Genomic DNA, 20,407 nt, shown 5'->3' with positions numbered 1-20,407 from the left:
TCTCCGAACCTTTATTCACGCGTCCATCGACGTGGCCTGTATGGACATCGGCGTTCACACTCCGCCGCTGTACGATCGCTCGTTCGAGGACGCGCTCGCGTACCTCTCCGACCTCGGCGTCGCCGCCGCCGAGCCGGGAGTCGGCGGGTATCCGGGCGACGACCATCTCGACCGACAGGCGTATCTCGACGACGAGGACGCCCAAGCCGAGCTACAGGAGTTGCTCGACGAGCACGACATGCGAATTTCGGCGCTGGCGACCCACAACAACCCGATCCACCCGGACGACGAGCAGGCCGCCGAAGCCGACACCGAACTCCGGGAAGCGATCGAGCTCGCCGCCCAGCTCGGCGTCGACACCGTCACCTGTTTTTCGGGGCTTCCTGCCGGCGGTCCCGACGACGACGTTCCCAATTGGATCACGGCACCGTGGCCCAGCGAGCACGCCGACGCACACGAGTACCAGTGGGACGACGTTGCGATCCCCTACTGGTCCGAGATCGCCGAGCACGCCGACGCCCACGGCGTCGACGTGGCCATCGAAATGCACCCCAACATGCTCGTCTACGAGCCCCACGGCCTGTTGCGACTCCGTGAGGCGACCAACGACCGGATCGGCGCGAACTTCGACCCCTCGCATCTGTACTGGCAGGGCATCGAGATCACCGACGCGATCCGCCTGCTCGGCGAGGAAGACGCCATCCATCACTTCCACGCCAAAGACACCAAAGTCTACGAGGCACAGGCCCGCGAGAAGGGCGTCCTCGACACCACGGCCTACGACGACGAGCCGAACCGTTCGTGGCTCTTCCGGTCGATCGGCTACGGCCACGGCGAATCCCACTGGAAGGACATCGTCTCGACGCTGCGGATGGTCGGCTACGAGGGCGCGCTGTCGATCGAACACGAGGACTCGCTGACCTCCTCGCTGGAAGGGTTAGAGAAGGCCGTCGACATGCTCGACCGGGCGGTCTTCGACACCCAGCCCGGCGACGCTTACTGGGCGTGACGACGCGTACATTTTAAGTCAGTAGAAGATAATTATTCCCAGAGATGAACGTCGAGATCACTCACCGTCCCGCGTACGCGCACCTCCGCGTCGACCTCGAACAAGGCGAGTCGATTCTCGCCGAGCCCGGCGCGATGGTCAGCCACTCGTCGACCGTCTCGATCGAGACGACATCGAGCCGCGACGGCCTGCTCAGCTCCGCTAAGTCGATGCTGGGCGGCGAGTCGCTGGTCGCAAACGAGTTCACCGCCGAGGGCGGGCGCGGCACGGTGACGCTCGCGCCGCCCAAGCCCGGTGACGTTCACCACCACGAACTGAACGACGAGACACTGTACGCCGTCGACGGCGCCTTCCTCGCCTCCGATGCGGGGATCGACATCGACTCGGAGTTCGGCGGGCTGCAGTCGATGCTGGCCGGCGCGAGCATGACGCCGCTGGCGCTCAAGGGCACCGGTAGCGTCTTCGTCGAGGCGTTCGGCGGCTTGGAAACTGTCGAACTCGGAAGCGGCGAGACCTACACCGTCGACAACGAGCACGTCGTCGCGTGGGAGGAGTCGGTCGACTTCGACGCCCGGCGCGTCGGCGGCCTCAAGTCGACGCTGCTCAGCGGCGAGGGCCTCGTCATGGACTTTTCGGGCCCGGGAACGGTGTGGTACCAGACGCGCGGGCTCGACGCCTTCACGTCGGCTATCGCCGGCTCACTTCAGGGCGGCGGCGATGACGACGACGGCGGCGTCAACGTCGACGTGTTCTAACTGCTCCCCGCCGGCGCCACGACCGACTCGCAGACGGGAACAACTAACTGGAAATCGAACGAACCCCTCTCTATGACCCTACAGGTAGGCGTTCTCGGGTACCGATTCATGGGGAAAGCACACGCGAACGCGCTGGCGCGGCTGCCGATGTTCTTCCCGGACGCGCCAGCCGTCGAGCGCGACGTGCTGATCGGGCGCGACGAGGAGGCGCTGGCCGACGCCGCCGAACGGTTCGGCTTCTCTCGGACGGCGACCGACTGGCGCGACGTGATCGACGAGGTCGACGTGTTCTACAACCTCGGCCCGAACCACATCCACGCCGAGCCCTCGATCGCGGCACTCGAAGCGGGGACGCCGGTGTTCTGCGAGAAGCCGCTGGCGCCGACGCTCGAAGAGGCTGAGGAGATGGCGGCCGCCGCACGGGACGCCGACGTGCCGGCCGGTGCGGCCTTCAACTACCGGTACGTGCCGGCGATCCAGTACGCCAAGAATCTGATCGACGACGGCGAACTCGGCGAGATCCGGCACGTCCGCGGGCGCTACCTGCAGGACTGGCTGGCCGACCCGGAGGCGCCGTGGGCGTGGCGAATGGACGAGGACCTAGCCGGCAGCGGCGCGCTGGGAGATCTCGGCTCGCACACTGTGGACCTCGCGCGCTTCCTCGTCGGCGACCAGCAGGGCGAACTCGACCGCGTCTCGGGCCACTGCCGTACGTTCGTCGACGAGCGCCCGGTCGAGGGCGACGACGAGACGCGGCCGGTCACCGTCGACGACGCCTACAGCGCGCAGGCGTCCTTCGAGGGCGGCGCGATGGCCACCTTCGAGGCCTCGCGGTTCGCCACCGGACACAAGAACGACCACACCATCGAAATCAACGGCTCGAAGGGCAGTCTGAAGTTCTCGCTCGAACGCCTGAACGAGTTGGAGGTGCTCCGCGAGGGCGACCGCGGCTACGAGACCGTGCTCGTGACCGACGAATCCGATCCCTACGTCGAGCACTGGTGGCCGCCGGGCCACGTGCTTGGCTGGGAGCACACCTTCGTCCACGAGAACTACGAGTTCCTGACCGCGGTCGCCGAGGGCGGCGAGGCGTCCCCGAACTTCGAGGACGGGCTAGCAGCACAGCGAGTGTTGGATGCTATTGAGCGGAGTGATCAAACCGGCGAGTGGGTCGACATCGAGCGCGCGTAAGCGCGTTTCGATGGCACCGGTCGGCGGTTTGGAAGGCGAGTGGGTCGACATCGACGCGCGTAAGTGTGCTGTGACGCCGACAGCGACCGTGTGACGGCGGCGTCACTGCGCCGCGGGATACGGGCGCACGCCGGTGATCTCGAACCGGGCGCCGCCGGACGTGCTGTCGGTGAGAGAGACTTCCCATTCGTGGCCGTCGACGACCGCCTGTACGACCGCAAGTCCGAGTCCGGTGCCCGCGCTGGCGACGGAGTAGCCTTCGTCGAACACGCGATTGCGCTCCTCGGTCGGAATCCCCGTGCCGTCGTCTTCGACGTAGAACCCGCCCTCGACATCGCCGACTGTGACGGTCACGTCCGGTCCGGCGTGCTCGACGGCGTTACGAAACAGATTTTCCAAGAGCTGTTTCAGCCGCACCTCATCGGCCAGGATTTGTTTCGAGGTCCGGATTTCGATATCGGCACCGTCAGCCGTGACGACGTTCCAGCAGCCGTCGCTCACCGCCGAGAGATCGAGCGGTCTGGGGTCGGTCGACACCTCGCCGCCGTCGATGAGCAACAGCGTGTCTTCGAGCAGTTGCATCATTTGGTCCGTGGCGTCCCGGCAGATCTCGAAGAAGTGGTCGTCGCTGCGCTCGGTCGCCTGATCGAGGTAGCCATCGAGGATGTTCAGCGGGTTGCGCAGTTCGTGGCGCAGCGTGCTGGCGAACTGTTCGAGCCGTTCGTTTCGCTCCCGTAACTCCTCGGTGAGCGCCTCGCTCTGGTCGCGGCGCGACAGCAGGTTGGTAAACGTCCGAAACAGCGTCTGCTTTTGAATCGGCGCCTCGACGACGGCGTTGACGAGGTGTGGCGGATCGCGCGTCGCGGGGTCCGGGAGCGTCACCGTGATCGGCGTTCGGTCCCGACGGACGAGAACGACCGGACAGAACACCGGTTCTTGGCTGTGCTTCCGTGCCTCGATGTCGTCTCGGTACGTTGGAAACACGGCTTCGTCGACGACGTACATGTCACACTGTCGAAATTCGAGGTCGGTGATCGCGGTGTGGTGCTCCTCGACGACCGAGGCCAGCGCGTTTCGGTTGCCGTCGTCGGCAAAGAGTAGCTGTATCTCGACCATCGTCGATCAGTCGGGCGAGCTGTGACTCCCGACGCTGCGCTGCTCGGGGAGCCCCGTCACGACGCCGTGGTAGCCCGTCATCGGATCGCCAACCGACAGTCCGTCGTCCGTGATCGAGAAGCGCCGTGGAACCGTTTCGTAGTTGCCGACGCGCTTTTTCAGGACGCCGACGACCCGCTGTAGCTCGCCCTCGATCTCGACGAACTGCTGGTAGATGATGTTGTCCGCGAGATAGCTCACGTTGGCGCTGGTCGGCTGTGGCAGCCCGGTCACCTCGTGGCGCTGGTCGATCAGGATGACAGAGACGTTCACGTTCGTCAGATACTCCGAGAGGGCGTGCAGCCGACGCCGGAGGTCGACATCGTCTTCGCCGCCTTTGATCGCCGTTTTGTACCCTTGAATACCGTCGAGGACGACGAGGTCGATATCCTGTTGTTCGACTTGCCTCCTGATCCGCTGGGCGAACTCCTCGGGCGAGCGAACCGAGGGCGTGATCGCTTCGACGCTCAGCGAGCCGTCCTCGCGCAGCTCGGTCACCGGGACGCCGAACGTCTCCGAGCGGTACGTGAACGTATCGAGCGACTCCTCGAACAGGTACGCCAGCGCGCCGTCGCCCTCGGTCGCCGCGGTCTGGAGGAACTCGGTGACAGTCGTCGTTTTGCCGACGCCGGAGGGCCCACTGACGATGGTGACGGTGCCCTGCTCGATGCCGCCACCGAGCAGTTCGTCGAGCCCGTCGACACCGGAAGTCAGCGGCATCGGTTCGAACGATTGAGAGTGCTGTTGGGGCCGCAGTGCGGGGTAGACGTGGAGTCCGTCGTCGCGGATTTCGAGACCGTGCGTGCCGTCGCGCTGTCCGATGCCCCGGTGCTTCGGGACGCTGACCCGGCGACCTTCCTGCTCGTACGCGAGCGAGACGACGCCGTCGCTGAGGGATTTGAGCTGCTCGTCGAACTGGGATTCGGGGGTCTTCGTGGCCAGCACGGTCGTCCCGCGATCCTTGAGAAATCGAGCGAACGAGATGATTCGCTTTCGGAACTGGTACTCGGTCGATTCGAGGTACTGAAACTGCGTGATCGGGTCGATGAGCACGCGGTCGGGATCGAGCTCGTCGATCGTGTCCCGGATGTCGACGATCAGGCTGTCGTCCTCGATGTCCGCGGGATCGACGACATCGTACGTCTGGGCCTCCGAGAAAAACTCCGATTCGGGGCCGATGTCCAGAAACTCCGCGTCGGAGAGATCGATATCGAACTGCGCTGCATTCGTGAGATGGCCGCCTTTAGATTCTTCGCCGTGGATGAGCAGGACGGTCTCGTCGCGTTCTAACCCGGCGCTGAGAAACTCCATGCCGAGCGTCGTCTTTCCCGTCCCGGGCTCGCCCAGCACGAGATAGAGCCGGCCGTCGACGAACCCGCCGTTGAGCAGCCTATCCAGTCCCGGGACGCCACTCGGCCGCTGTTGCAACGTGCTTGTGTCACTGTTCATCAATACTACGCATGTTCTTGTAGTCAGATTTAACACTTTCGCCAGAAATGAGTAGCAGACTAGTATTTTTGCCAGCAGCGGCCCCAATATTTGAGACTGCTAGAATTCCCGCTCGCCCTCGTCGGTGACGACCGATTCGATCAGGTCGATCGGCGTCGCGTCGTAGGTAGGGTTCTCGATTTCGAAGCCGTCGGCCGGTTCGCGCATGACTTCACTGGCTGGGCGGTACTCGTTCTCGAAGACGAACCCCTCCTCGACGATCTTGGTACTCGATCCCACGACCGTCACCGGCGTCCCGACTTGCTCGGCCGCCGCGGCGATGGGGAACGTGCCGACTCGATTGTACAGCGTGCGGTCGACGATACAGGTCATCCCGGTCACGACCCGATCGCACTCGGGCAGGTAGTGGCCGCTGGCGCTGTCGGTCAGCAGCGTGGCGTCGACGCGGTCGATCGACGCCAGCGTGCGAGCGGTCTTCCGGCCGAGATATCGGGGCCGAGCTTCGGTGACGTACACGTCGAGGTAGGCGCCGTCGCTGGCGGCCTGTTCGATCGCTTCGAGCACGGTCGTCGAGTAGTCGTGAGTCAACACCGTATCGCCGTCCTCGAACAGCGCCGCGGCGTTGTCGGCGGCGCGGTGTTTCGCCTGCTCGACGGCGTCGACGACGCTCTCGATAGCCTCGCGAGTACCGTCTTTCGCGGCGTCGAGGTCGTCGTACTCCCGAGCCGTCACCGTGTCCCGTATTTCCAGCATCGCGTTCTGTAACGATGCGTGCGAGGGGTTCGCCCGTCGCAGCGCGCTGACGTTCCGGTCGAGATCGCGCTCGAACTCCTCGACCGTTGCGAACTCCCGGCCGAGCAGGTCGGTCAGCGCCTCGGCTGCCTTGACCGCTACTACCGAGGAACTCGAGGTCTGCATGTCCTCGATCTCCTCGACAGTCTCGTTGATCATACCACCACATCGCGGCAGGGCGGCAAAGTCCTTGCGGGGGCGGCGACACTGGTCGGGACGCCGTCGTTGCTGCGCCGGAACCGTGATGCGACTGCGGGCCATACCTGCTGTCGATGGTCTCGGTGAGTTACACCTGTCCGTACTGCGACGCCGTCGTCGAGATCGAGCGCGACGCCTACCTCGCGGACAAGTCCGTGACGCGCGAGCCGCTGGCGGGCTACGAGTACGCCGCCACAACGGACGACGACCGCGAGGACGCCGACGGCATCCAGTTCGTCTGTATCGGCGATCCGGAGTCCGACGACGGCTGCGGACGAACCTTCTATCTCAACTTCATCACCTACGAGAACGGCGTCGAGCGCGACGACGGGCCCTCGTTAGAGGACGCACCGAAGTTCGACTTCCGGCCCTGAAACGCCGACGCTCGGCTCCCAGCTTTTGCTCTCGACGAAGCAGAAAGAGAGGGAGAGAAAACGGCGTCGCGCGGTCTTACTCGTACAGCGGGTGCTCGTCGGTGAGCTGTGCGACTTCGGCTTCGACGTCGTCCCGGACTTCCTCGAAGTTGTCCTCGGCGACGGCGTCGACGACCTGCGCGATGAGGTCGCCGACGGTACGGGTGGCCTCCTCGTCGAAGCCACGCGTCGTCAGCGGCGGCGTGCCGGCGCGGATGCCGCTCGGGTTGAACGAGCTACGGGTCTCGCCGGGCACCGTGTTGGCGTTCAGGACGATACCGACCTCTTCGAGCGCTTCCTCTGCGTCGTTGCCGGTCACGTCCGGGTGAGACTCGCGGAGGTCGACGAGCACGAGGTGGTTGTCCGTGCCGCCCGAGACGAGTTCGAAGCCGTGGTCCGCGAGCGTCTCGCCGAGCGCTTTCGCGTTGTCGATCGTCTGCTGGGCGTACTCCTCGAAGGAGGGGTCGAGTGCCTCCTCGAAGCCGACGGCCTTGCCCGCGATGTTGTGCATGAGGGGGCCGCCCTGCGCGCCGGGGAACACGGCAGCGTCGATGTCGTCGGCGTACTCTTCGTCACAGATGATGATGCCGCCGCGACCCGCGCGGATCGTCTTGTGAGTCGAGCCGGTGACGAAGTCGGCGACGCCGACGGGCGAGGGGTGGACGCCCGCCGCGACGAGGCCCGTGATGTGGGCCATGTCCGCGAGGTGGTACGCGTCGGCCGCGTCGGCCGCGTCCTGAATCTTCTCCCACTCGACGGTACGGGGGTACGCCGAGTAGCCAGAGACGACGATGTCGGGGTCGAACTCCTCGGCCTTGTCTTTGACCGCCTCGTAGTCGATGTAGCCCGACTCGGCGTCGACCTCGTACTGCTCGACGTCGAACAGCTGGCCCGTGAAGTTCGCGGGGTGGCCGTGGGACAGGTGGCCGCCGTGGGTCAGGTCGAGCGAGAGGATCTTGTCGCCGGGATCGAGCACGGCCAGATAGACGCCCATGTTGGCCTGCGTGCCCGAGTGGGGCTGGACGTTGACGTGGTCGCCGCCCCACAGCTCCTTGGCGCGTTCGATGGCGAGCTCTTCGACCTCGTCGGCGTACTCACAGCCCGCGTAGTAGCGGGCACCGGGGTAGCCCTCGGCGTAGACGTTCGTGAGTGCGGAGCTTTGGGCCTCCATGACCGCCTCGCTGGCGTGGTTCTCGCTGGCGATCATCTGGAGGGTGTTTTGCTGGCGCTCTACCTCGCCGCTCAGGGCGTCTGCGATCTCGGGATCGACCTCCCTGACGGTGTCGTACTCCATGGTGGTACGTCGGGAGGCCCCCGCGTATAATTGTACCTTTCCTCGATTTCCCGAGTGATAACCAATGCCACTCGCCCGGAGGTGATGATTGATTCGGGTTACATCCGGAAAATACTGTGCAGAAACGTGCAGCGTACGACTTCCGAGGCAACTGCCTGTGTACCGGTGATCGGGACGGTCGCGGTGCGAAGTTCGTACATTCGATACAAATAACTGCCATTAGCGTTTTCGTTCCACTCGAATGATCGAGTGGGAGGTGACGGGGTCCGGCCTCCGCGTCCTCGGCGCCGACAGCGCGGAGATCGCCGTCAGGAGTCCGGATCTGCACCTCGCACGGAGCGAGGCCGACCTCCCGCGGCCGGTGGACTCGGCGCTCGTCTGCTCGGCGTCGGAACTCGTCTTCCCGCCAGCGGTCGTCTACGCGACGCCGCTGTCGGGCGGGCAGACCCACGAACTCGGGCCGGACACCGACCCGATCGCGCTCCCGACCGACGAGTACGTGATCGACGTCGACGCCGAGATCAAGACCTACCTCCGGGTCGACGGTGAACTATCGATCCGCCGCACCGACGACTACGACTGCACCGTCGTCTCGTTCCCGGATCGCACCGACGTGACGGTGGGGTTTCGGAGCCGTAGCGAGGTGCCGACCCACTCGCTGACGGTCCCGCCGACGCCCGAGGGCGTCGCAACCGCGCTGTCGCACCTCCACGCATCTCACCGAACGACCGGCGTCGACCGCTCGTACCCGTCGCTGCGTGGCCATCCCCCGCGTATCGAAACCGGCGAGGAAGTCGCGGTGCCCGACGCCGTCGTCGCCGCGACGCCGTCGACGGGCATCGAGATCGTCGCACCCGACGATCTGGCGTCGCTGTTCGTGCTCGCGCCGCTTTCGTACTACCTGCAGGCGTCGGTCGACGTTGCTGACCGCCCCCGGCCGGCGCTCCGACTGCCCTCGCTCGACGCCGAGTGGGAGCTCTCGGGACTGCCGGATCTCGAACGCGAGGTAACCCGACTCCTCCGGCAGGTGTTTTTTTTGGACTGTCTGGTCCGCAACGTCGGTCCCTACGGGACGAACCTCTCCGAGGCGAGCCTACTCGACGCGCTTGGGCTGGACGCCGGCGCGCTGTACGATGCCGCGCCGGCCGAGCGTCTGGCGACGTACATGTCCGTCGCCCACGAGGCGATCCAGCACCGGCTTCCCGACTGGCATCTCTCGACGTACGTCGAGCCGACGCCCGAACACCTCTCGACGCTGCCCCACCTGCTCGATCGGCTCAGCCTGATCTACGCCCCGCGAACCTCCGAACTGGAGGGAAGCGAACTCGTCGCGCGGTCGCTCGACGACTTCTATCGCGGGTCGACCGGTCGAGCAGCCGGTGACGTGGCGTCCGTCGACATCGTCAAGCCGGAACTGCAAAGCGGGCGTATCCACGGCTGGCTCGCGGAGGGGACGCCGATCGACGTGTTCAAGTCCACGCCAGCGGCCTACGAGAACCGACTGGAGTATCTCGACCGCAGCGACGACGGCATCGACATCGCGGTCGTGCTCAACGACGACGAGATGGCCGACGAACACGCCGATGTCGCCGAGATATATCGGCAGCGCGGTGAGGACCTACCGATCGACGTGACCGTCGCCGAACAGCTCTCGACGGCCGAACTCGCTCGACTGTTCGAGTCTCGACGGGACTTCGTCCACTACATCGGCCACTGCGAGCAGTCCGGGCTGCGCTGTCCGGACGGCTACATGTCGTCGTCCAGTATCGACACCTGCCGTGCCCAGACGTTCTTCCTGAACGCCTGTGGTTCCTACTACGAAGGGCGAGAGTTGGTCGAGCGCGGCAGCGTCGCCGGCGCGATCACGTTCTCGCAGGTTCTCAACGACCACGCCGTCAAGGTCGGCTCGGCCTTCGCCCGCCTGCTGGTCCACGGCTTCGGCATCGAGCGGGCACTCCAACTCGCTCGCCGGCGCATCATGATGGGGAAAGACTACGCCGTCGTCGGCGACGGCACCCACTCACTGACTCAGAGCGAGAATCGGCTTCCGGCGACCGCGGAACTCGAACGCGTCGACGGCGACCAGTTCCTGCTCTCGTACGACCAGTTTTCCTCGCACCACGTCGGGGCCTTTTACCACCCGTTTCTGGACGACGCCGAGTACTCGTATCTCTGTGGAACCGAATCCGAACACGCCCTTCCGCGTGGCCGCTTGCTGGAGTATCTCGATCGCGCCGAGATGCCGGTCATCTACGACGGCGACGTGTACTGGTCGTCCGATCTTCGAGCGCGACTCGAAGTCCAGTGAGAGCTCCGACGCAGTTGCGTGGCTTCGGAGTGCCGGGAGCGACCGGCCGCTTCCGGCACCTTCAAACGCTTCGGACAGCAACGTTGGAACATGAGTATCGACACCGACGCCGGTCAGTTCGAGACGGACGTCGAGGCGCTCGGCCGACAGCTCGGCGAAGCCATCGAGGACCTCCCCGAGTACCGCGCGCTCCAAGACGCCAAGGCCGCAGTCGAGGAATCCGAGAACGCCCAAGAGCGCATCGAAGAGTTCGAGCAACTTCGACAGGAGTTCCAGCTCGCCCGCCAGACCGGCGACGCGAGTCAGGAGGACCTCCGGGAGCTCCAGCAGGCCCAACAGGAGCTTCACAACATCCCGGTGATGTCCGAGTACCTCGAAGCCCAGAACCGCCTCGACGCCCGACTGGAGGCGATCAACGAAGCCATCTCGGAGCCCCTCGACATCGACTTCGGCGAGGAGGCCGGCGGCTGCTGTAACGACTAAGTTTTTCCGCCATTTCTGGCGTGTCGGGCGAGAGCGCAACACTTAGGCCCCGACTGTGGCATCCATGAGACATGCAGATCGAAAGCGACTGGGGCGACTGGCTGCCTCGTGCGATCGACGCGGCAGACCCCGATAGTCTCGCAGTCTGGTATCTCGGTTGTAACGGCTTCGCGGTGAAAGCCGGCGACGGAACGACGCTGTTTATCGATCCCTACGTCGGGCTGGGCGACCCGCCGCGGACGATCCGGATGATCCCGGTCCCGTTCGATCCCGACGACATCGCCGACGCCGACGCCGTGCTGGCGACTCACGAGCACACCGACCACGTCCACGGTCCGAGTCAGGCGCCGATCCTCGAATCGACCGGCGCCGACCTGTACGCGCCCGACGACAGCCTCGACGTGGCGTTCGAGGACGAGGACTGGCAGGCCGACTACGACATCGACGACGAGCAGTTCGTCGAGGTCGCCGAGGGCGACGAGTTCGAGGTCGGCGGCGTCTCGGTCTCCGTCGAGGTCGCACAGGACGCCGACGCGACCCATCCTGTCTCCTACGTGATCGAGTACGAGGGCACCACGTTCTTCCACGGCGGCGACACCAAGCCCAGCGACGAGTTCGAGCGCGTCGGCGCGGAGTACGACATCGACGTGGGCGTGCTCGCCTTCGGCACGGTCGGCAACGTCGACGACAAAGAGACCGGCGCGCCGGTCCGCACGAAGTGGTACAACGACGAGAATCAGGCGATCCGCGCCGCCGGCGACCTGCAGTTCGACCGGTTCGTCCCGACCCACTACGATATGTGGAAGGGCCTGACCGCCGACCCCAAGGTGCTCCACCACCACGCCAAGAGCTTCGAGTATCCCGGTTCGCTGGAGATCACGGAGATCGGCGACCGGATCGACCTGTAGCGTTCGACGGCCGCATTCGAGCCCGAAAGTTACCAGACGGTGGCCGTATCCGGCCACCTACTGGCCCGTTCCTTTTATGGTGGTGGTACGGAAAGACCACTCTATGAGCGAAGAGGCCGCCAAGGACGCGATCGAGGTGTCCGCCGACGGAATCTCGGTCTACAAGGCGTTCGAAACCGATGATTTCGCGGTGCCGACGATCAAATTCACTATCGAGTCGACGCGCGACGAGAGCGCCACACTCCGTCTCTCAGAGCCGATCCCCGAGGACTTCTCGATGGACGGCGTCGGGTTCCACCCCGAGTACGAGAGCGACCACTGGACCGCTTACGAGGACCACACGGTCGAGTTCGAGCACGTGATCGATCCCGGCGAACAGCTCGTCACCGTCTACGGCATCCGGATCGACGATCCCGAAGACGCCGATCCGTTCCTCCAACCACCCGAGATTGCCGAGGTGCGGCCGGACGGCGAGGCCGCTGCCGACAGGACCGACGCCGACGCCGTCGCCGACTCGACGATCGATGACATCGCCTCCAAGGAGAGTAGTCAGGCCGTCAAAGACATGATCACCGGCGAATCCGACTCGGTGCCGGGGCTGGACGACTCGGACGCCGACGAGGACGCCGGCGCCGCGACGGACGCCGAATCGGCCGAAGCTGACGCCGACGAGGCGGCCGAGGACGAGGCCGATGACGGCGGACTCGATCTGGATCTCGGCGACGTGGATCTCGACGGCGAGGACGACGAGCCCGAGGCAGAGTCCGAAGACGACGCCGAGGACGAACCCGACTTCGATCTCGGACTGGAAGAACAGATCCCCGACCCCGAGGACGACGAGGAGCCGGCCGACGAGCCCGACATCGAGATCGACCTCCCCGACGACGCAGGTGACGAAGAAGAAGAAGAGACGGCCGACGACACCGAGGAGTCCGACGACACCGTCGATGCCGACTCGGACGCGGATGCCGAGCTCGATCTCGGCGTCGGCGCCGAGGACGAGGACGCCGCTGCCGACGAGCTAGCTGAGATCGAGGACGACACTGATGACGAACCGGACGCGGTCGGCGCCGAATCCGACGAGGCTGCTGCAGAATCCGAGCCCGCGGACGAGTCGGACGACGAAGCCGCCGATGTCGATGGCGCCGACGACGTGTCCGCAGTCGAGGACGCTGCCGATGTCGAGGACGCCACTGAGCAAGTCGATGCAGCGGCTGTAGCCGAGGACCTCGACGAGCCGGAAGAAGTTGACGGCGCCATCGACGAATCGGCCGAAACGACCGACGACGAACCCGTCGAGGATGCAGATGATATCGACGCCGAAACGTCGACTGCCGACGACCCCGCATCGGCCGACGCCGATTCGGCAGCGGCGGCCGACGACGCCGACGCGGACGCCGCGACCGCCGTCGAGGGCGGCGTCGCCAGCGCGCTCGCAGCGGAGCTACGCGCCGGCAACGTGGACGAAGACGACAAGCGCGTGCTCCGGGAGGAGCTCGACCTCGGCGTCGACGCGAGCGTCGTCTCCCGGATCGACCACCTCCAGTCCCGCGTCGAGGAGGTCGGCGCCTACGCCGGCGCGATGGAGGAGTTCCTCGCGGAGAACGGGCAGGGCGACGAGATAATCGAGGAGCTCCAGACGACCGTGGCCGAACTCGAAGCCGACCTAGAGGCGGTCGAGGACGTCGTCGACGAGCACGACGACGACATCGACAGCGTGCAGGCGCGGCTCGCGGATGTCGACCAGCACACGACGGCGCTGGACGACCGTGTCGACGCCGTCGACGAGTCCGTCGAGGCAATGGATTCCGAGTTCGACCGCCTCGAAGACGAGATTGCGGGCGTTAGCGAGGATGTCGAGGGCGTCAGCGAGGAACTCGACGGCGTGGCTGACGACCTCGCGGCCGTCGAGAGCATCGCCGAGGGTGCGACCGACGACATCTCCGAGCTCATGGACTCGATCGACGACCTCTCCGAGTCGGTCGAAGACGTTGCGGATGACGTCGAAGACGTCGAATCCGACGTGCAGGAGATCCAAGACTGGCGCGACCAGCTCGGGGAGATGTTTAACTGAAAGCGCAACCTGTTTGACCGGCGGGGCCCTCGTCCCGCCAATGACTGAGACGATTCCCGTGGCCGTCCCGCGCAAGGGGCGCCCGCTCGAGGCCGTGCTCGACCGCTTGGCGACGCGAGTCGAGGACAGCCATCACGCCCCCGAGCGTCAGGGTGTCGATGTCGCCTCGATCGCGGACTCTATCTCCTCGATTCTGCGGTACGAGAAGGCGATTACGAAGGGCAACCAGACCGCCACGGACGATGTCTACGACCGGCTCGCCGACTACAGCGATCTCTCCGCACCGGGCCGACCCGAGTACACGCTGTTGCGCGACGACCGGAGCGGCCGGCCGCGCCGGATCGTCTTCGATAGCGTGACGATTCCGCTCGGCGACGTGGAACTCCAATTGATCGGGCGGGAGGAGCCGTTCCGCGCGCTCCGCACCCACGATTTTGCGATGGGGTTCGACAGCGCCGATCTCGTGTTAGAGGAGGTCGTCGAACTCACCGCCGACCCGCTCGAATCCATCGCGGACCTCAACGCTCGGATCGATCCCCACGACACCGACGTGCGCGTCGTGGCCGGCCTCGGTGACACAGTGTATCACACGCTGATGGGCCGGCCGGAGTGCCGACCCGACGGCTCGACCGCCGCGTTCGACCGTGCGTTCGTCCGTGAGTACGAGGGGCCGCTCTGTATCTCGCCCCGCTACGAGCGCCTCGTCGAGGCGGTGCTGGGGACCGACGCCATCGACGGCATCGAATTTTGCTATCCGCAGAACGGCCGCGAAGAGGAGGCTGCGATCGCCGACGCCGGCCTCGGCGTCTACCTGACGGTCACGGGATCGACGGCGCGCGATCACGGCCTCGAACTCGGCGAACGCCTCTTCCCGAGCGAAACAGTACTGATGCAGAATCTCGAAGAAGCGACCGACGGTACGTCGATCGTCGCGGACCTGTTCGCCGGCGCCACGGCCGACTCGGAACTGACCGTGTGAAGGGACCGGGTCCCCGACTCAGTTGCCCGCGTGGGCAGTGGCGCTCGTGGCGTCGCCTGCTGGCTCGCCGTCCTCGAAGTACTGGCCCTCCCACGACCGCCGCGCGGATAGTCTCTCGTAGCCCCGATCGGTGAGTTCGTAGGCGTTCGTTCGTCGATCATGTGACCCCTTGGCGACCAGTCCGTCGTCGACGAGGTCGTCGAGGTTCGGATAGAGTCGCCCCGGATGCACCTCCGACTCGTAGTACTCCTCGAGTTCGGACTTGATCGCTAGCCCGTGTGGTTCCTCCAGTCCCGCGATGACGTACAGCAGGTCGCGCTTGAAGCCGGTCAGGTCGTGCATCGTGTTTGCCTCTCTATAGGAATACGACCAGCCAGCACACAAAACAAACACCTAACAGTTTTGGAACGCTCAACCCGCCGGATCGTCGGCTTTCACTGCCGGGAGAGCACGCTTCGGGCCTTGGCCGGATCGACGCGGTACTTGAATTTCGGCGACCCATCGACAAGCACGTAGGGCACTCGCTCGCCGTACTTCTCCCGGAGTTCCGGATCATCGTCAACATCGACCTCTTCGATTTCGATGTCGACCCCCTCCGACTCCGCGATCCGCGTCAGGGTGTCGACGGCGTCGTCACAGAGGTGGCAGTTCTCGCGCGTGTACACCGTGATCGGAACCGGATCTGACATAGGCCCGTGTTCGTACTGGGATAGAAGAACGGTTGCGGTTCGAGAACGATAGCCACCGGCTCACACGATGGTCCGTAACCACGATTGTACCACCGATACATACCCGCTACTCGTCGATAGCGGGCCCAGTGGCGTCATCACTATTCGGTGTATTGAAACAGGAAAGCGAATCGCGCGCGAAAAACGCGCGATCGCTTGCCGCCCTGAATTGGTCCCCGCTGACGCTTCGGCCCTCCAAGCGAAGCGTCACCTGAAGCATTTCACTCTCTGGTCTTAAATCTATCGGCCGAGTCGTGTGATCCGCATTCAATCCCGAAATGTTGTCCAGCTCACATGTGCTCTTCTTCGAGTACCCACCCCAGAGCGCGCTTGTAATGGCTAAACAATTCCTTGACCCCTTCGTGGCGCATCTCCTCGTCGTCCAGTTGCTCGCGGAGGTACTCGTACTGCTCGCGGACTTCCTCTTCGGATCGCATGCCCGCCGATACAGTCGGGAGTGCAATCAAAGCGGCGGGCGGACGAGACTCGAACACTTATGCCGTCGCTGGAGTAACGTCTCGATTCACTGGCGACCCGACCGACGGCATCGCCACGACTTACATGCCCGGATCCGACAGCACGCTCGATGCCGACGCGACACTGGCCGACCGTCTCGGCCGGGATAGCGACGCCTACGAACGCTACGTCGCCGGTGCTCGCGGCGCCGAGGCGTCGATCGTCGAGGACGCCGTCGGCGACTGGCTGGCCTTTGTCCGGCAGAGCCACGGCGACGCCGTCGACGCTCTGCCCGACGATCGGTCCACCGAGGCGCTCGTCTACGACTGGCTGTACTACGACTTCCTGCTCGAACGGCTGTTCGTCGCCGTCGAGCGCGCGTTCGACGTGCGCGTGCGAGATCGCGCTCCGGGGGCGTACTCGGGCGCGCTCGACGCCGACCTCGCGGCCGTGCACGACGCGGTTGCAGATGACGACCTCCGGGAACTCGTCGACGCCGACCTCGCCGCGGCGATCGGCGCCACACCGGAAGCCTTCTCGAACGCGCTCGGGCCCGACGCGCTGCGTCGGCTCTACGAGGCGGTCGTCTCCCGGTCCGTTCGCCTCGCGCTCGGCGAGTACTACACGCCCCGCGGCGTCGCGGCGCTGGCCGTCGAGACGCTCGACGACGCCGTCGCCGTCGATACGTACCTCGACCCCGGCTGTGGCTCGGGCGCGTTTCTCTCGGTGCTGATCGAGCGCGTGCTCGACGCGACGGCCGACGCCGGGCTGACTGCGGGCGAACGGCTCGATCGGATCACCGAGAGCGTGTTCGGCATCGACCTCAACCCGGTGGCCGTCCGGAGCGCGACGCTGTCGTACGTCGTCGCGCTGGCGCCGCTACTGGCTGCTCCGGCTGTCGACACGGTTTCCGCTCCGGTGTTTCTGACCGACGCGCTGGGACTCACGCGCGACGACGAAGTGCGCTATCGCGGCGAGCGGTTCGAGCCGACCGTCGATCACCTCGTCGGGAACCCGCCGTGGATCACGTGGAGCGACCTGCCCGAGGCGGTTCAGACGGCGTGGCGCGAGGGGCCGGCCGAGCGACTCGATCTGGCGCCCGGCGAGGGCGCCACTGCGCTGTTGGGCCACGCCAACGACGACATCTCGGTTCCCTTCGTACTGACCTGTGCCGACCGGTATCTCGCCGCCGACGGCGACGCCGCGTTCGTGCTCAAGCGCACCATCGCCAAGGGGCCGGCCGGGCGACGGCTTCGCGCTCAGCGCCTCGACGACCAGCCCCTCAGCGTTCGCCACGTCCACGACTTCACCGATCTCCGGCCCTTTGGCAACGGCGTCCGCGCCGGCGCGGCGATCTACGCGCTCTCGGCCGGCGACGACCCGCGCACGCCAGTCCCGGCGACGGCGTGGTCACGAGACGACGCCGTCCCGGACTTTTCGACGCGTGCCGCCATCGACGAGACGCTCGGTCAGGAGGCGGCTGCACTCGTCCCCGTCGACGCCGACGATCCCGCGTCGTCGTGGCTCCGGGGCGACGCCGACCGCCGGGCGCTCGGCGACTGCGCCCACGAGATCCGTCACGGCGTCAAGGACGACGCGCGCGAGGTGTTCGAGATCGACCGCGAGACGCTCCCGGAGATCGAACCCGATCGCGTCTTCCCGTACCTCAAGTCCCGCCACGTCGTCAAGTACGGCCTGTTCGGCCACGACCGTCGGCTCGTTCCACAGGATCAAGCAGGCGAGGACAACGCCGACCGCCTCGAACGCGAGTGCCCGCGAACGTACGACTATCTCGATGCCCGACGCGACCGCCTCGAAGATCGGTCTTCGTCGTGGCTCGACCGCGGCCCCTTCTACAGCGTGTTCGGCCTCGGCGAGTACACCTGGGCCGAGTACAAGGTCGTCTGGTGCCGGCTGGGCTACAAGCCACACTTCGCCGTCGTCTCGACCGTCGAGGACGAGGTACTCGGCGAGAAACCGGTCGTTCCGGGCGACCACTGCATGTTCGTCGGCACCGACGACGAGCGCGAGGCCCACGTGCTGTGTGCCCTGCTCAACTCCGCGATCTACCAGCGCTCGCTCGACGACATCGTCTCGGAGGGCAAATCCAGCCTCTCGAAGTCGGTCGTCTCGCGGCTGTACCTGCCCGCCATCGAGGACGTGCCCGACGATCTCGCCGATCGGCTCGCCGAGGGGTCGCGCCGCGCTCACGAGATCGTTCCCGAGCACACCGACGTGAGCAAGCGCGCGTACAACAGCACGACGATCGAAGAGTTGGAGCCGATCCGCGCCGATCTCGACGCCGCCGTCGAGGAACTGCTCGCTCGCAGGGACGACTGATCGGGCGCGAGTGGCGGAGACGCCGATCCGGAGTGGTGGATATTTCCCGACGCGAGCGCAACGGACCCACATGGAGATCCGCGGCGAGCGCGAGTGCAAGGACTGTGGCACGCGGTGGTCGTACTACGAGACCGGCAGCGTCTCGTGTCCGAACTGCAATAGCGTGCGCAGCGTCGGCGTCGACGAGGAGCGAAAGCGCCACACCGCAGGACAGGCGACGCTCGATCTCACCGAGGTGCGCAACATGATCGACGCCGCGCCCGAGGACGAGATCGCAGACGCCGCAATCGAGAAATGTCGGGAGTTCGTCCGACGCACGGGCTTTATCGACGCCGGCGAACTGCAGTCGCTCGACGACACCTATCTGGCGGCCCGCGAGCTTCGACAGGTCGCGGACGTGGTCGGCCGAGCCTACGACCCGACCAACGATGAAGAGCTGTACTACCTTTCCTTGCTCCGAGGCGCCGACCGCGGCGAGCGCCCTGCTTCGGAGGAGGTCCCCTCGACGATCCGAGAGGCTCGCGGGCTGGCCTACGCCGACGCCGTCGACGCATACCGGAGCGATCTCAGCACGTGGATCGACGACCGCGACGACAAGTACCCCGCGGCGCTCGGCGCGATGGCGACGCTTGGCGATCACGTCAAGCGGATCAAAGCGCTGCAGGGCGACGTGGATCCGAGCGAGGCCGAGACGCTGGTCTCGGCTGCGCGAAGCCTCGGCGAAGCCGTCCGCTGGGACGACGAGGACGCGCTGGCGCGCTGTCGGGATCGGCTCGATCGGCTCTCAGAATAGATCGGTTAGATCCGCGTCAGCGCCTGCTGAGGCAGTGACGTTCAGGGCAACTCGACGGCTACGTCCTGCTGCAGACCGGCCGCCTTCACCGTGTTGTACAGCAACATCGCCCGGGTCATCGGGCCGACGCCGCCGGGGACGGGCGTGATGGCGTCGGCTTTCTCTTTCGCGCTTTCGTAGTCCACGTCGCCGACCAGTTCGTAGCCCTTCTCGGTGTCGGCGTCGACGCGGTTGACGCCCACGTCGATCACGGTGGTACCCTCGGTGAGCATCTCGCCGTCGACGAGTTCGGGAACGCCGCAGGCGGCGACGACGACATCTGCCGCTCGTGTCTTGGCAGCCAGATCGTCCGTTCGGGAGTGACAGACCGTCACGGTGGCGTTGCCGAGATCGGTCTTCTGGATCAGCAGGTTCGCCAGCGGCTTCCCGACGATGTTCGATCGACCGACGATCACGACGTCTTTGCCCTCGGGATCCACGTCGGCTGATTCGAGCAGCTTCTGGACGCCGTGGGGCGTACAGGGTTTGTAGCGGGCGTGGCCGGCGACGAGCTTGCCGACGTTCTCGGGATGGAACCCGTCGACGTCCTTGATCGGGTCGATCCGGTTGAGAACCTCGCGCTCGTCGACGTGGTCGGGCACCGGCATCTGGACGAGGATGCCGTGGACCTCCGGATCCTCGTTGAGCTCGTCGATCGTGTCGTAGAGCTTCTCGGCGGGCGCCTCGGGGTCGATCTCGACGTGGATGCCGTCGATGCCGACCTCCTCGCAGTCGCGCTGTTTCATCGAGACGTACGTCTCGCTGGCGGGGTCGTCGCTCATCAGCACCGTCGCCAAGCCGGGCGTGACACCGGCGTCTTCGAGCGCGTCGATGCTCGCAGCGAGGTCCGCGCGGATCTCGTCGGCGACCGCGTTGCCGTCGATGACGTGAGTCATTACGTAAACGGCCGGCCGCGACGCTCTTGAAACCTCGGGTTCGTGCCTAGATCTACGACCGCACTGTCGTTTATATACACGAACGTGGGTACAATCTCCAACGAGAATGGGCTCGTGGCCACCCAGCCGAAACCTGTCGACTTGTGT

At 65.7% G+C, this 20,407-nt stretch carries 19 protein-coding genes; 11 read left to right on the top strand and 8 right to left on the bottom strand.

The window, feature by feature from the left end; genetic code table 11:
• The first annotated feature begins 40 nt into the window (after window positions 1-40).
• The 3 genes from CRO01_RS03810 (at window position 41) to CRO01_RS03800 (ending at window position 2,955) form a co-directional block, all read left to right on the top strand.
• A complete protein-coding gene (locus tag CRO01_RS03810; RefSeq protein ID WP_097007775.1) occupies window positions 41-1,009 on the top strand; it encodes a sugar phosphate isomerase/epimerase family protein in 969 nt (322 codons plus the stop codon).
• Between the two features lie 44 nt (window positions 1,010-1,053).
• The gene (locus CRO01_RS03805) at window positions 1,054-1,764 is read left to right on the top strand and encodes a TIGR00266 family protein (RefSeq protein ID WP_097007774.1); all 711 of its coding nucleotides are present in this window, start codon (window positions 1,054-1,056) and stop codon (window positions 1,762-1,764) included.
• Window positions 1,765-1,836: 72 nt separating this feature from the next.
• Window positions 1,837-2,955: a Gfo/Idh/MocA family protein gene (locus CRO01_RS03800; RefSeq protein WP_097007773.1), complete on the top strand. Its 1,119-nt coding sequence runs from the start codon at window positions 1,837-1,839 to the stop codon at window positions 2,953-2,955.
• A gap of 102 nt (window positions 2,956-3,057) precedes the next feature.
• Here the strand turns inward: CRO01_RS03800 and CRO01_RS03795 are convergent, their stop codons facing one another.
• The 3 genes from CRO01_RS03795 to CRO01_RS03785 all read right to left on the bottom strand — a co-directional run bounded on the left by CRO01_RS03795 (window position 3,058) and on the right by CRO01_RS03785 (window position 6,510).
• Window positions 3,058-4,071 carry a sensor histidine kinase gene (locus CRO01_RS03795; protein WP_097007772.1) on the bottom strand — a complete coding sequence of 338 codons (1,014 nt, stop codon included), beginning with the start codon at window positions 4,069-4,071 and terminating at the stop codon, window positions 3,058-3,060.
• A 6-nt stretch (window positions 4,072-4,077) separates the two neighbouring features.
• Complete coding sequence (locus tag CRO01_RS03790) at window positions 4,078-5,559, bottom strand: ATPase domain-containing protein (RefSeq protein ID WP_097007771.1); 1,482 nt, start codon at window positions 5,557-5,559, stop codon at window positions 4,078-4,080.
• A gap of 99 nt (window positions 5,560-5,658) precedes the next feature.
• Window positions 5,659-6,510 carry a translation initiation factor eIF-2B gene (locus CRO01_RS03785; protein ID WP_097007770.1) on the bottom strand — a complete coding sequence of 284 codons (852 nt, stop codon included), beginning with the start codon at window positions 6,508-6,510 and terminating at the stop codon, window positions 5,659-5,661.
• Between the two features lie 113 nt (window positions 6,511-6,623).
• Here CRO01_RS03785 and CRO01_RS03780 point away from each other — a divergent pair, with 113 nt between their 5' ends.
• Entirely contained in the window at window positions 6,624-6,923 is a 300-nt protein-coding gene (locus CRO01_RS03780) for a hypothetical protein (RefSeq protein ID WP_097007769.1), read from the top strand.
• A 76-nt stretch (window positions 6,924-6,999) separates the two neighbouring features.
• Here the strand turns inward: CRO01_RS03780 and glyA are convergent, their stop codons facing one another.
• Window positions 7,000-8,256 (bottom strand): serine hydroxymethyltransferase, encoded by a 1,257-nt coding sequence (glyA, locus tag CRO01_RS03775; protein ID WP_097007768.1) that lies wholly within the window; start codon window positions 8,254-8,256, stop codon window positions 7,000-7,002.
• 241 nt (window positions 8,257-8,497) lie between these two features.
• On the opposite strand from glyA, the gene CRO01_RS03770 reads away from it, so the two are divergent.
• From CRO01_RS03770 to CRO01_RS03750, 5 genes are all read left to right on the top strand, one after another.
• On the top strand, window positions 8,498-10,564 hold the full coding sequence (locus CRO01_RS03770) for a hypothetical protein (protein ID WP_097007767.1): 2,067 nt from the start codon (window positions 8,498-8,500) through the stop codon (window positions 10,562-10,564).
• 90 nt (window positions 10,565-10,654) lie between these two features.
• Window positions 10,655-11,047 (top strand): YlbF family regulator, encoded by a 393-nt coding sequence (locus CRO01_RS03765; RefSeq protein WP_097007766.1) that lies wholly within the window; start codon window positions 10,655-10,657, stop codon window positions 11,045-11,047.
• 71 nt (window positions 11,048-11,118) lie between these two features.
• Entirely contained in the window at window positions 11,119-11,955 is an 837-nt protein-coding gene (locus CRO01_RS03760; RefSeq protein WP_097007765.1) for an MBL fold metallo-hydrolase, read from the top strand.
• 103 nt (window positions 11,956-12,058) lie between these two features.
• The gene (locus CRO01_RS03755) at window positions 12,059-14,029 is read left to right on the top strand and encodes an AAA family ATPase (RefSeq protein ID WP_097007764.1); all 1,971 of its coding nucleotides are present in this window, start codon (window positions 12,059-12,061) and stop codon (window positions 14,027-14,029) included.
• Between the two features lie 40 nt (window positions 14,030-14,069).
• Complete coding sequence (locus tag CRO01_RS03750) at window positions 14,070-15,008, top strand: hypothetical protein (protein ID WP_097007763.1); 939 nt, start codon at window positions 14,070-14,072, stop codon at window positions 15,006-15,008.
• Between the two features lie 18 nt (window positions 15,009-15,026).
• On the opposite strand, the gene CRO01_RS03745 is transcribed toward CRO01_RS03750, so the two are convergent.
• The 3 genes from CRO01_RS03745 to CRO01_RS16490 form a co-directional block, all read right to left on the bottom strand.
• On the bottom strand, window positions 15,027-15,350 hold the full coding sequence (locus CRO01_RS03745; protein ID WP_097007762.1) for a PadR family transcriptional regulator: 324 nt from the start codon (window positions 15,348-15,350) through the stop codon (window positions 15,027-15,029).
• Window positions 15,351-15,442: 92 nt separating this feature from the next.
• Window positions 15,443-15,697 (bottom strand): glutaredoxin family protein, encoded by a 255-nt coding sequence (locus CRO01_RS03740; RefSeq protein ID WP_097007761.1) that lies wholly within the window; start codon window positions 15,695-15,697, stop codon window positions 15,443-15,445.
• A 329-nt stretch (window positions 15,698-16,026) separates the two neighbouring features.
• Window positions 16,027-16,173, bottom strand: a complete 147-nt coding sequence (locus tag CRO01_RS16490; protein WP_179747387.1) for a hypothetical protein — start codon at window positions 16,171-16,173, stop codon at window positions 16,027-16,029.
• A 124-nt stretch (window positions 16,174-16,297) separates the two neighbouring features.
• Between CRO01_RS16490 and CRO01_RS03735 the strand changes: the two genes are divergently transcribed.
• Both CRO01_RS03735 and CRO01_RS03730 read left to right on the top strand, forming a co-directional pair.
• Window positions 16,298-18,532 carry an N-6 DNA methylase gene (locus CRO01_RS03735; RefSeq protein ID WP_097007760.1) on the top strand — a complete coding sequence of 745 codons (2,235 nt, stop codon included), beginning with the start codon at window positions 16,298-16,300 and terminating at the stop codon, window positions 18,530-18,532.
• Window positions 18,533-18,602: 70 nt separating this feature from the next.
• A complete protein-coding gene (locus CRO01_RS03730) occupies window positions 18,603-19,325 on the top strand; it encodes a DUF7117 family protein (RefSeq protein WP_097007759.1) in 723 nt (240 codons plus the stop codon).
• Window positions 19,326-19,366: 41 nt separating this feature from the next.
• Here the strand turns inward: CRO01_RS03730 and CRO01_RS03725 are convergent, their stop codons facing one another.
• A complete protein-coding gene (locus tag CRO01_RS03725; RefSeq protein ID WP_097007758.1) occupies window positions 19,367-20,260 on the bottom strand; it encodes a bifunctional methylenetetrahydrofolate dehydrogenase/methenyltetrahydrofolate cyclohydrolase in 894 nt (297 codons plus the stop codon).
• Window positions 20,261-20,407: the final 147 nt, after the last annotated feature.

It is taken from the genome of Natronoarchaeum philippinense (assembly GCF_900215575.1).
In the GTDB taxonomy this organism is placed as follows: Archaea; Halobacteriota; Halobacteria; order Halobacteriales; family Natronoarchaeaceae; genus Natronoarchaeum; species Natronoarchaeum philippinense.
The sequence above is the reverse complement of the archived record's forward strand: the minus strand, read 5'-3'. Positions and strand labels throughout refer to the sequence as shown.